This window comes from Chitinophaga sp. HK235, assembly GCF_018255755.1.
Lineage (GTDB): Bacteria > Bacteroidota > Bacteroidia > Chitinophagales > Chitinophagaceae > Chitinophaga.
Window position 1 is genome coordinate 1,293,066 of sequence record NZ_CP073766.1, and the last position, 12,113, is coordinate 1,305,178.

Annotated in this window: 8 protein-coding genes; 1 reads left to right on the forward strand and 7 read right to left on the reverse strand. The window is 48.2% G+C overall.

The features are described from left to right. Positions 1-20: 20 nt before the first annotated feature. The 5 genes from KD145_RS03885 to KD145_RS03905 all read right to left on the reverse strand — a co-directional run bounded on the left by KD145_RS03885 (position 21) and on the right by KD145_RS03905 (position 7,887). On the reverse strand, positions 21-1,040 hold the full coding sequence (locus tag KD145_RS03885; protein ID WP_212004597.1) for a DUF4466 family protein: 1,020 nt from the start codon (positions 1,038-1,040) through the stop codon (positions 21-23). Between the two features lie 22 nt (positions 1,041-1,062). Further along, the gene (locus tag KD145_RS03890; protein ID WP_113619190.1) at positions 1,063-1,467 is read right to left on the reverse strand and encodes a hypothetical protein; all 405 of its coding nucleotides are present in this window, start codon (positions 1,465-1,467) and stop codon (positions 1,063-1,065) included. Positions 1,468-1,499: 32 nt separating this feature from the next. After that, positions 1,500-3,356, reverse strand: a complete 1,857-nt coding sequence (locus KD145_RS03895; RefSeq protein WP_212004598.1) for a RagB/SusD family nutrient uptake outer membrane protein — start codon at positions 3,354-3,356, stop codon at positions 1,500-1,502. A 10-nt stretch (positions 3,357-3,366) separates the two neighbouring features. Beyond that, the gene (locus KD145_RS03900) at positions 3,367-6,522 is read right to left on the reverse strand and encodes a TonB-dependent receptor (RefSeq protein ID WP_249219732.1); all 3,156 of its coding nucleotides are present in this window, start codon (positions 6,520-6,522) and stop codon (positions 3,367-3,369) included. Between the two features lie 657 nt (positions 6,523-7,179). After that, positions 7,180-7,887: a FadR/GntR family transcriptional regulator gene (locus tag KD145_RS03905; protein ID WP_212004599.1), complete on the reverse strand. Its 708-nt coding sequence runs from the start codon at positions 7,885-7,887 to the stop codon at positions 7,180-7,182. Between the two features lie 248 nt (positions 7,888-8,135). Here KD145_RS03905 and KD145_RS03910 point away from each other — a divergent pair, with 248 nt between their 5' ends. Further along, positions 8,136-8,303: a hypothetical protein gene (locus tag KD145_RS03910; protein WP_212004600.1), complete on the forward strand. Its 168-nt coding sequence runs from the start codon at positions 8,136-8,138 to the stop codon at positions 8,301-8,303. Positions 8,304-8,346: 43 nt separating this feature from the next. Here KD145_RS03910 and KD145_RS03915 read toward each other — a convergent pair whose 3' ends face one another. Next, positions 8,347-10,350: a glutaminase family protein gene (locus KD145_RS03915; RefSeq protein WP_212004601.1), complete on the reverse strand. Its 2,004-nt coding sequence runs from the start codon at positions 10,348-10,350 to the stop codon at positions 8,347-8,349. Positions 10,351-10,649: 299 nt separating this feature from the next. Next, complete coding sequence (locus KD145_RS03920) at positions 10,650-11,978, reverse strand: hypothetical protein (protein WP_212004602.1); 1,329 nt, start codon at positions 11,976-11,978, stop codon at positions 10,650-10,652. Positions 11,979-12,113 lie beyond the last annotated feature (135 nt).

Below are 12,113 nucleotides of genomic sequence, written 5' to 3' on the forward strand. Positions count from 1 at the left end.
ATTCGCATAATAGGTTGATCTTACTTCAGCGTATAACGTTTGATACTGATCCTGGCGGATTGCCCGATATTATCAACTTTATTGATGAAGATATAGGCGCGGTATTTACCATCACCGGTTTCCACCCACACACCGGCTTCTTCTTTCAGCCCCAGTGCAAAATCCGGAGAGGTAGACATATCCAGCTTTTCGAAGTCGGGATCATCTACGAAGGTAGTGCCGTATTTCAGACCCGCCAGATGGAAGTCCTGTACGTTCCAGGCTTTGCTCAGTTTCGTATCCCTGTTAACGTTAGCTGGTAATGTAACACCTGGCAGATAGTCTTTAGGCGCAGCAGGCGCTACCAGCGCATGTCCAAACTGTACAGACAAACTACGATACAGATATACCAGGTCTATCTTTCCGGGATTGGCAGCAGCCTCTGTAGCATTATACAACGCCATATCTGCGATAGACAGATAACACTTGTCGTTGTTGGTAGGAATGAGGTTCAGCTTCATGTCCATTTTGGCAATGGTATAAGGCCCCATCTCATAAGTTATTGTCTCTCCATTGCTGCTGGTAGCGCTAAAGGTGAACTTCACCGTTTTACCTCTTGCTTCTTCCGGTATTCTGTAAAAATAACGGAGGGTTACCGCATTGGTGTCTTTGGTGAAGGTTGTCACATTCATCCCTTCTTTTGTAACAGAGCGGGCACCAACACCTACCGGCACATCCACCCCGCTGCCGTTGGTATAAAAAGAGCTGTCCTGCAGATAGGTGGCAGAATTGGGCAGATCACCGGTTTTCACCTGGACACCCGGAATGGATGCCACTACCTGTGCAGACACCAGCTTGCCTTTGGATGCAGGAATAGCGATAGCATAGGCAAATTCTATATTCAATCCTACGATATTAGGTCCCAGCGAGCGTTTGATACAATCGTTCTGCAGCTCATTTTTAGGCGTAGGCACACTATAATCCTTGTTCTTCGTACAGGCCGTCATCAGTAGCAGGGAAGCGAAGAACAGCGGGATATATGAAAAATGTTTACCAGTCATAATACGTGTTTTAAAATACAACTCACTTTTGCACGGTGATAATAACGGTATAAGTCTTTCTTACCTGCCGGTTGCCGGAAACCACGGTATATTTTTTCGGGTTTGCCAGATCAGAGAAGTCAACTTTACCGGTGATCTTTGGGTCCAGTTTAGCATCGGTAACGAGGGTGAACTGTGGCCACAGGTTCTTCAGGTCTGTACCAAACAGCACTTCCTGCTGAATGGTGCAGGCAACGGTATCAATCACCGGTGCTTTGGAGCGTACCGTCTGGAAATCGGCGCCCAGCAACTCAAAATTGCTGACATAACATTCCGCACGGGCAGTGATCAGCAGGCCGTCTTCATCTACCGGGGTCTCTTTTTTGCAGCTGCTCCAAACCAATGCTGTCATCAGCAGGATACAGTTTATGATGGCATATTTTTTCATCGCTTGTTGTTTTTTTGTTAGATAGATAATCACTACATCCACGGCGTGTTCTGTGTCAGGTTGGGGTTGCGGTCACGCTCACTCTGCGGTATTTTGAAGATGTAACACTGCGCTATATCCCTGTCCGTAGCATTCTGGAAGTAGCGCTGTGCCTGCGCACCCCAGGTGTCCATACGCCATACGCCGGGGCCTCCGGGTGGGTTCCAGTTTTTCTCCAGGGTTCTCCAGCGACGTACATCAAACGGGCGCAGACCTTCTCCCAGCAATTCTACGATACGCTCTTGTTCGATGGCACTAAAGAAGGATACTTTATCAGCGGTTTTACCACCAGCCAGTGGCGGAAGGTTACCACGGCGACGCACCCTGTTCACCAGCGCGATCGCATCGGCCTGCGGGCCATATGCTTCATTGGAAGCTTCAGCATACATCAGGAAAACATCTGCCAGGCGCATTACCGGGAAACTGTAGTCCCCATCACTACGGCCCTGTCCGGCGTAGTTGCGCAAAAATTTGCGGAACACATAACCGGAGTTGGTACCATCCGTATTATACGAAAGGAAAGTAGTACCGTCTATCACGATAGGCTGTGCCCATGTTTTATAGATATAAGGTACCCAACCGGTAGATTTAAGAGAGGCCATACCAACACTCACTTCATAATCCCACATAATGGAAGCCTTCATACGATAATCGCGGTTGGCGTAGCTGGCCGGATTAACGGCGGAATTCAGTTTAGTCCTGGCACCCGTTACAGTAGAGGGATTGGTAGGTATCAGCTTCGGTGCAAAATCGCCGGTAACAGTAGACTGGTACCTGTCGGCAATTTCATAACGCGGCGTTATCCAGCACTGGGAGCCTTCATGGGAGCGGCCTGCAAAATCACGCATCAGTTCTTCTCCCTGGAAAGTACCAGTACCACCATGTGCAAAGGCCATGACCATTTCACCATCACCATTCGCTGCCGGTGTAAACAGGTAATAATAGTTGGGAAGTTTTTCTGCTTTGCCCAGGGTATCGCATTCACCGGGTGCTCCGCCACGGAAAAGGTCCAGACCATAATCATTGATTACATGTTTAAAGTCTTCTGCAGCGGCCTGATAGGCAGCGGTAGCCGCAGCCGTGCTGGGTTTGAATGTGCTCAGCTCCGGCCAGCCGTTTTTGTTCCAGCATGCCCAGTACAGCTGCAACTTGCCACGAAAAGCTAGGGCAGCGGGTTTGGCGGCACGTCCCATCTGATCAGATTTGGCAGGCAGTTTATCAAAAGCATAGGTAAAATCAGCCATGATGGAGTCTTTTATCTGCGCAATGGGCATACGGGCCAGTGAGGCCACTTCATCATTGGAGGTCACACTGTGGCCCAGGTAAGGCACATCTCCCCACATGGAGATAAGACGGAAATAAACCATGCCACGCAGCAGTCTTGCTTCGGCCAGGATACGCTCCAGTTTGGGCACAGACACATTGGTGCCGGTAGCCAGCATTCTGTTGACATTATCGATCACATAGTTGGTACGGTTCACTCCTCCGTAGAGGTATTTATACATAGCGTCAAACTGCTGCCCAAAACCGGAAGGGCTATAACCGGTAGAACCGGTGTTCACCACATAGGCACCGCCATGCTGCAAATCGTTACTAACAGTGCTGGTACCTCTGGTCCTTACATATTCTCCCTGACCATCAAAATAATAATCCCGGTCAAAGAGTGGTCTTACGTCTGCATAAGCACCCATGATGCCGGCAAGCGCATCGGCATCTGTTTTCCAGAAAACGTTTTCACCCACTTCTGTAGTAGAAGGCTGGTTCAGCAGATTTTTGGTACAGCTGCCGCCCATCACTACAAAGCTTGTAAGAGCAGCTATTAAACGTATCGTTGATGTTGTTTTTTTCATGATTACAGCTTTAGAGTCCCACATTAACACCAATGGAATAGGATTTATTCAGCGGATAGGCATTGCTTCTGTTACCAGTCTGTTCAGGATCAAGACCCCGGAAAGAAGTAAGCGTAGCAATGTTTTCAGCAGACCCGTAAATACGGAAACTGTTGATACCGATCCGTTTGATCAGACTAAGCGGAAGCATATAACCCAGCTGAATATTTTTCAGACGCAGGTAGGCAAGGTTGTCCAGCCAGAAGGTAGATTCTTCTCTGTTACCACCGGGACCGCCTATACGAGGCCATCCACCGTCCCTGTTTTCTACAGACCATGGATTAGTCCAGTGTGACCAGGAAGCCGCATAGCGGCTGGCAGAGAAGTTTACATCGTTGTAGTTGTTGAGCCAGAAATCTTTACGACCGGCAGAACCCTGCAACAGAAAAGCCAGGTCAATTCCTTTCCAGGAGGCGTTGAAGCCCATAGCAAAGTTGGTGGTAGGTCTGTCGCGTTGTACGTTGGGATAAGCGACTTTATCGTTGTCATCTATTCTACCGTCACCATTCACGTCTTTACGCAGAATATCCCCCGGGGAAGCACCTTGCGGGGTATTGTTGTATATATCCTGCCAGGTTTGTGCGATGCCCTTATCCTGATAGGCATACAGGAAGTGATAAGGCATATTCAGGAAAGTGTAGCCACGGCCCAGGTACTCGTTCCATTTTTCGAGGGAGGTCCTGTTGTAGGAAGCGTTGAGGTTTACGCCGTAACGTACCGGCCCGAAATGGTCTGACCAGTTGAGGTTCAGCTCTACGCCCTTATTGCGCAGGTTCCCGATATTTTTGCGCGGAGCTGCATAAGCGCCGCTCAGCAGGATAGACATATCGGAAGGTCTTACCATGCCGGTAGTAAGTCTGTTATAGTAATCCAGTTCCGCATTGAGGCGGCCATCCAGGAAACTCAGGTCCAGACCGAGGTTAAAGACTGCCGTGTTTTCCCAGGTGAAGTCAGGGTTGATCATTTTACGGTATACGAGCCCTTTGGCGATGGCGGCATCAACGTAGTAATGGCTGCCATACAAGGTGGACTGCTGTTCATAACGGCCTACGCCACTGTTGTTGCCCAGCTGTCCGTAGGAAGCACGGAATTTACCGCTGGTGAGGTATTTACTGAGGAAAGGTTTGAGGAAACTTTCTTCTGTAAAGCGCCATCCCAGCGCCACAGAGGGGAAGAAGCCGTACTGGTGTCCGGGCAGGAATTTCGAAGAACCATCATAGCGGAAGTTGGCCTCAAACAGATAACGATCAAAGGCGGTGTAGTTAATACGGCCGATATAGGAACGTAGTCCTTCCGTAGAGCTACCGCCGCTGGTACCCTGTATGGTGGTGAGGGCAGCATCTACTTCATGTAAACCGGGGAACAGCCTGTCATTGCGGGAGGAGCCCTGGAAACGGTCGTACCAGTATTCTTCGCTGTACACCCCTGTTACCGTCAGATCGTGGTGGGTGCCAAAAGCTTTGTGATAGGTCAGGCGTCCGTTCAGCATGGTTTTGTAACCGGTAGCGGTATTATTGGAAACACCGGCATTATCGCCTACGTATACACGGCTGCCGTTTATACCCGACTGGAAGTTGAAAGCGGTGGCCGGTGTGGCAGCAGAATAGGCAAACTGATTGTAGTAATTGAGTGAATAATCTACCCGGCCGGTCAGTCCTGTGATGGGTGTCCAGTCCAGATAAACGTTTGCATTTGCTTCCTGGCGGTTTTGACGGTTGAGGGAGTTGGTATACACCACATAAGGGTTATAGGCCTGCGGATCTTCTCCATAGGCCATTACGCCGCCGAATTTACCAGTAACGGGATCGTAGGGTGTAATACCGGCGATGGCATAACGCATATCAAAGCCCGCGGTGTTGGTAGAAGAAGTATCGGTGAAACCGTCTTCCAGTGCGTAGGTGAATTTAGACCAGTTGCCATTAAAGCGGATACCGGTGTTCATGTTCCTACGCAGTTTATAGTCGTAGTTAAAGCGTGCGTTGTAGCGGGTATAGTCGTTGTTGATCTGTAAACCTTTCTCATCCTGTACGCCAATAGAGAGGTAGAAGTTAGAGACATCATTGCCTCCGGAAGCGGAAAGGTTATAGTTCTGAGAGGTACCGGTGCGCATGATGATATCCCACCAGTTGGTATTGGGATAACGCAGCGGGTCTATCATGCCCATGGCCATCCACTGGTCGATGGTACCGTCTTTGAAGGTGAGGTTGTCGCGCAGGGTGCCCACCTGTCCCAGACGTTGTTCCAGTGTGAGAGCGCGGGGATAGTTGGCCATGAAATCGTATGCTTTCGTTGGCTTTTGAATACCATAGGTCCCGTTGAAATTGAGCGCTGTTTTTTTCTGGCCTTTGCCTGATTTGGTGGTGATCAGGATAACGCCGTTGGCTGCACGGGAACCGTATACGGAGGCCGAGGTAGCATCTTTAAGTACGGAGATACTTTCTATGTCGTTCATGTTGATACGGTTGATGTCCACGTCGGGCATACCGTCCACTACGATGAGGGGGTTGGCGTTGTTGACAGTGCCCAGGCCGCGGATAACGAGGCTGGCGCTGTTTCTGCCGGCCATGCCGGACGACTGTACGGCAGATAGGCCGGGTACCAGTCCGGAGAGTGCGGAGGACGCGTTGGGTAGTGCGCGACTGGTTATTTTTTCATCTACTTTGATGGCGGAGACGGCGCCTACCAGGTTGACTTTCCGTTGGGTACCGTATCCTACGACCACTACTTCTCCCAATGCTTTCTGGTCGGTGGTGAGGGTGATGTTGACTGTTTTTTGTCCGGCGTAGGCCACTTGTTGTTTCACAAAGCCCATGGAGCTGAATTCCAGTGTGCCGTTTTTAGCGGTGGTTTTCAATGTGAATTTACCTTCCGGGTCTGTTACTGAGCCGGCGGCGGTACCTTTCAGTGTAACGGTTACCCCTGGCAATGCCTGGCCTTTCTCATCTTTTACAACACCGGTAATAAAGTGCTGTTCATCCTGAGGCGTCTGAAAGGCAGCCAGTGTGGCGGAGGTGTGGGCTGCAGCCCCACCGGCGTAAAAGAGCGCGGTAGTGGCCATGATAGCCACAGCGCACCATCTGACGCAGTCGTTACGGGATGTTCGGTAACGTGGTGATTGATTATTCATAATTGGAATTTGTTTAATCTGTATAAGGGACATAGCACTCCCAGGCCGGTGTATATCCGGCTATTGAAAGCAAACGTTTGCATTCAAACTGTTGATTTTTTATTGATCCTCTTTTCTTTTCTGCGTGTAACTGATACCCTTAATAGTGGCTGATATAATGCTGGTTGTTTTAAATGATGATTACAAAATGTCCTGTTAAGCCTTGTCAGGTCTGAGACTGGCTGTTTTATTCTGGTTGATATAGATTTTTTAAGTGTACTGCATACACCCTACTCTTTCAGTGAACGTGGCTGTGTTTTTTCAAAAATATAAAAAACAATCGATTGTAATAATTTTATTTTTAAGCTTGAACAATTGACAGAATACTTATTAGAAAATATCTGATATAGGCGCCAGGCTTACAAGATAGGAAAAAGAAAATAACAAGCAACAAAAAAAATTACAGGAAATTCAGGAGGAATAACGGTAAAGAATACACGTTATGCATACGTTTGCAGAAAAACGGTAAAAACGCCATTGGTAAACGTATAAAAAACAAGGAGTGATACCTGTAAAAACAGCCAACGCCTTCACTTCCACGATGATGATTTAGCGAGCCGCCTCCTGCCGGCATTTCCGCTTCAGGAAAGCCAACGCCTTCACTTCCACAGTGGTGATTTAGCGAAGCACCTCCTGCCCTGCCGGCATTTCCGCTTCAGGAAACAAAGTATCCATATTTTCAAAACGTGTATGCAAATGCAAACGCATGGCGGTACGGAATGCATCAGCAGTACCACATTTCAGGATCTCCAGCAGTGCTTGATGCGAAATGATCTGTTTTACCTTCCAGTCATCCCGGCGCGGCGCATACGTGGCAAATAAAGTATTGAGCAGGTTTTGAAAAGCGTACAACGACTTGTTGCCGGACATCTTGTATAATGTACTGTGAAAGCGTATATCCAGCTTCGTGAGCAACTCAGCATCTTCCGCAAGATTTTCTTCTTCAACGATCCGCTGCAAATCATCCAGATAACGGTCTGTCTTATGCAGGAATAAAAAATCAGCCATGCCGATCTCCAGCATCAGCCGCACCTCATACAGATCTTTCAGCGCATCCTTGTCCAATGTGCCGGATGCCAGGATCGTTTTAAAACCGTAAAAGATATTCGGTGATGTCAGTACTGTACCCCGCTTACGCTTCGTTTCAATAAACCCCAGGATACGCAAGCGGCTCAACGCTTCCCGCAACACCACCCTGCTCACGCCGAGTATATCTGCCAGCTCATTCTCCTTGGGCAATGCATCGCCCACTTTATAACCTTTTTCGGAGATATATTTCAGTATTTTCCTTTCAATTTGCTCTGCCAGGGTAAGATCCTTCTGCATCGATACGGTGATATTTATGGTTTTTAACTGTTCTTAAATATAACCCTTGTGGCGCTTATTATGAGCACAAACAGTCAAAAAGCAGTATCCCGGCTGCCTGAAAAGACAACTCAAAAGCGGGGAATTGTGGACAGCGTACTGTGAAATAATTGCATCAATTCATGTTCATCAACCTTTATAAAACATTCATTATCAGACCATTAATTTTCGGCATGTTTTTATCGCGTTTCTTTAAAAAACATGTTTTTATGAAACGTAATCGTCACGGGAAGACTTCCAAATCCCATCGGGATATGCCCAGATATCAGGAAAATGAGGAACGGTCAGCTAACCAGACTCAAGGTCAATCTGAACAAAACAGAGAGCAGACCAACGAACCTATAAAGAAACACGGTGAACACCGTAAAGGAAAATAAGATCCATTCAAAGAAAAACGGTCCGGATAATCCGGACCGTTTTTTATTTACCGTTATTCAGCTTCACATCCAGCAACTTCATAAAATAGCCCCCCACCACGCTTCTTGCCTGGAAGCCGACTTTTTTGCCGTTGGTGGTTTCATGCCAGTCGCTTAGCGGAACCCGTGTAGGCGTTTCGGTTATATACCGGTAAAGCGGTTGTACAAATGCATTAAAGTCTTTGGCCATCACTGCAGTCCACATAATCCAGTCAGATTTGGTATAGGTCTTCCTGCTATCGAGCGGAAGGCCGTATGGCTGCTGACGGGCCAGGTAATAGTCTGTTTCCTTTTTATAAACAGTAGCCGGAAAAAGATGAAAACCAAGCACCTGGTCCCAAACCAGGTTATACTTCTGACTCCAGGTGGCCGGTTTACCAAAAGCCAGTACATAATGATCTCCATCATCTGCCAGCTGTATCCATCTGGCTGCCATCTCCCGGGCACTATTATCATAACGTTTAGCCGTTGCCGTTTCCCCCAGCATCCCTGCCAGCATCGCATAGGATTTAAGTCCCATAATCGCTTTCAGCGAGAGATTAGCATTGCGGGCCAGATGTCCTGCAAAATCATCAGTACACAACTGATTGGCAGGATCAAAACCTTCTTTCAGCAAATAAGCAGCCCAGGTACCCAGTGTTTTCCAATGTGCTTTGGCATAGCTGGCATTGCCTTCTGCTACAGCAATGGCGCCGGCCAGAATCAGCATATTGCCGGATTCTTCCACCGGCATATCTTCTCCATACACCTGCCCGTTGGCATGCGGGTACGTACCCAGGTCATGCGCTGCAAATGGTTGCATAAACCGTCCGCTTTCTGAATACTGAAAGATGCCCGTCATCATACCTTTGAGCAGATCAGGGTTATACAACAGGAACAACGGTGCAGACGGATATGTTACATCCACGGTATTAATACAACCATTACTGAAATTTTCCTTTGAGAGAAACAACAGCTCTCCGGCAGGACCTCTTACCAGTTTATGAGCTGATACACTCTGCCGGTAAGCCAGTTCACACAGCGCAGCATACTGCTCACCGCCGGCTGCCACGGCATCATCATGCAGTTCTTTATTGAACGCTTCGCAGCGTTGCAGCACCGTAGCATATTCTTTCCATGCTGCATTCAGCTCCCCTTCTATCGTTTTGGCAGGCGAATTTTTCCACCATGCTTTAAGGTTAGTATTAAAATACTGAATAGCATAAAGGTCATCATACCCCAGCAGAAACACCTGTTCCTTTGGCTCCGGCCCTACCATTCCCAGCGATACGATATTACTCAGCAGCTGCTGTTTATCACCTTTCACCATTGCAGGCTGTTTCTTCACAAAAGACAGTATCGCATCTTCAGCGTTGCTGATGTACTGTATTGGCCGGGAAGCAGCCGGACAAGCAACGTACATATATCCCCAGTCGATACGCAAATCATCTCCCTTTTTCTTCAACACAGGCTGTAACACAGTCCCAGCCTTCATCATAGAAAGCTGACCGGAAACATATCTTTTAGCAGTCACGGGTTGTGAAGGCCCGTTGACAGCAATATCGGTAGAGGCTCCGAAATACACTTCCACCGCATGTTTGGCATTGTCAGTGGCATTCACGCAGTAAGAAATATAAGATACCGGCCTTGACATCAGCATCAGGTCACGAATGAGCAAGGGCGAAGTAAAAGTGAGCGTGACAGCTGCCTTACCACACTGGAACTGATAAACCGTCTGCGTTGTACGGATACTGACGGCTGTTTGACGAGCCGGCAGCACTCCGGTATCATCCAAACCATTGAGTGCCCCCAGTACCCTGTAGGTGACACCATCCACTTTCACCAGGCCAACCAGGGCCTGCTCTTTACCAGTCCAATGTACGGTGGAAGCCTGATGAAGGGTATCAGTAGCAGACCAGATACTGAAATAAGGGTCGTGGGTTACCAGCGGGTAAGCAGGCGCCTGTTGCTGAGCCACCGCCTGATACCACAGGCTCCCTAAGCATAATATTGCCAGGACTCTTTTCATAACGTGAATTTTAAGCGTATTTTATACGGTTATGAAAACTAGTAACTTTTATAGGATTATTTGAGAAAAATGATGAATGGTGTGTACAAAAGAACAAAGGTGTGAAGCAATGACATGGCAGTGAGCGAACAAACAACAGAAATCTCTGCAGATAAACGCATAAAAAAACGCAGACCCTGCAAACGCCTTGGAGGCCCTGAGAAGCCTTTTTAGTACGTTATTCGGATCTGCGCGTATCTTTAATAATCACTTTCTGATATTCAGGAGCGCAAATTTAAACAATTAAAATAGATTTTCAACTAAAACCAGATAAACCACTGGGGTTGCCACCGGATGAGGCTGGCGATTGCCCATATGATAACCGCCAGACCCAGACTGCCCAATGCCTTGCGGTTTTTCCATGAATAACCCAGCAACACTGGTATCTCCCAATATTTAATGACTACATATACCAGCAGGCCATACAACCCAATCCAGTTGAGCATTGGAATAGACAGCTGTCCACCGGCCAGCACGCAGGCACACAGCCATCCTACAGTGATCAGCTGCAGCCAGATAAAATTGCGTGTGCCACAGCGGGTCACTTCTTCTATCGACAGAAACAGCAGCAGGCACCCTACCACCACCGACAACGTAATCAGTACCGGCGGTTGTGCAGGCGGTAACACTACCAGCACCAGCCAAACCAGCAGCGCAATGGCTGCATATACGGTCATACTTCTTTCCGACCTGTAGACTGTTATCGGAAAAGGCAGTAGCATCCGCACCAGTATCCGGTGCATATAAACCATCGGTGGCAGTGTAAACAATGCGATCTGCGCTGGCACAATCACCTCATAAGCATACCAGGGCTCAGGCAAACGAAACATCAGCCATACCACTGCCAGCGTGGTAGCCAGTGCAGGCAGCCCCACCTTCAGCATCGCCTCACCAGGCGGGCGCCGAAGATCCAGACAGTCTTTGATTTCGTTAAAATAATATTTGATCAGGTAATGCCGGCTGAGAAGAGCCGTTAACTGTGCCCACAAAGTAAACAACGACACATGTATGATGATGGTCCGTAACACCAGGTCCGGTATTGCCGCGCCCCAGTAAATGCCGGCTATACTCAACAGCAGCATTTCCCAGGTTACCATCAACGGAGAAAAAAGCCGGTCAAACACCGGCCTTAACAGGCGGTACAGCCACCCGAAGATCTTATTCCAGTAGCGGCTCAGTAAGTGTATCAGCGAATAAGCAGCTATCAGTGCCGCCAGCCCTAACAGCATCCGGGAAGTGGTCAGCACCCCCCTCAGCGCCTGCAGCCTTGAAGGTTTTTTAACCGTATAAACCAGTTCTGTATTATTCAGCAGTTCCCGGGCCAGTATGCCCGCATCGGCCTGCCCTATAACAGGCAGCTCCTGCCGGTGATGCTGCCAGAAACTATCGGCCACCGGCTGTCCCGCATAGGTTTGTAAAGTACCGTACTGATAAAGTAATTTCTTTTGAGAGGTAGAGAGGCCCGACAGGGTTTGAGCCAGTTGTAACTGTGATTTATGTGATGGGTCTGATGTTAACTGTGATGTTTGTGATGGGCCTGATGCTCCTGATGAACAAAGAAGGAACCAAAGAAGGGTTAAAAGATACATTCAACGGTGATTTATGTGATGATACTGATTCTCCTGATAAACGGAAATAAAGCCGGATTGGGAATCAGAAAGAGCCACCGGAATATAGGCGGCTCTTTATCATCATGCAAAGTAAAATATAAAATGCAATTTTTT

What these genes read in the sequence shown, in the direction of transcription:
- KD145_RS03885 (WP_212004597.1), bottom strand. Translation starts at nt 1,040, where the DNA reads ATGACTGGTAAACATTTTTCATATATCCCGCTGTTCTTCGCTTCCCTG.
- KD145_RS03890 (WP_113619190.1), bottom strand. Translation starts at nt 1,467, where the DNA reads ATGAAAAAATATGCCATCATAAACTGTATCCTGCTGATGACAGCATTG.
- KD145_RS03895 (WP_212004598.1), bottom strand. Translation starts at nt 3,356, where the DNA reads ATGAAAAAAACAACATCAACGATACGTTTAATAGCTGCTCTTACAAGC.
- KD145_RS03900 (WP_249219732.1), bottom strand. Translation starts at nt 6,522, where the DNA reads ATGAATAATCAATCACCACGTTACCGAACATCCCGTAACGACTGCGTC.
- KD145_RS03905 (WP_212004599.1), bottom strand. Translation starts at nt 7,887, where the DNA reads ATGCAGAAGGATCTTACCCTGGCAGAGCAAATTGAAAGGAAAATACTG.
- KD145_RS03910 (WP_212004600.1), top strand. Translation starts at nt 8,136, where the DNA reads ATGAAACGTAATCGTCACGGGAAGACTTCCAAATCCCATCGGGATATG.
- KD145_RS03915 (WP_212004601.1), bottom strand. Translation starts at nt 10,350, where the DNA reads ATGAAAAGAGTCCTGGCAATATTATGCTTAGGGAGCCTGTGGTATCAG.
- KD145_RS03920 (WP_212004602.1), bottom strand. Translation starts at nt 11,978, where the DNA reads ATGTATCTTTTAACCCTTCTTTGGTTCCTTCTTTGTTCATCAGGAGCA.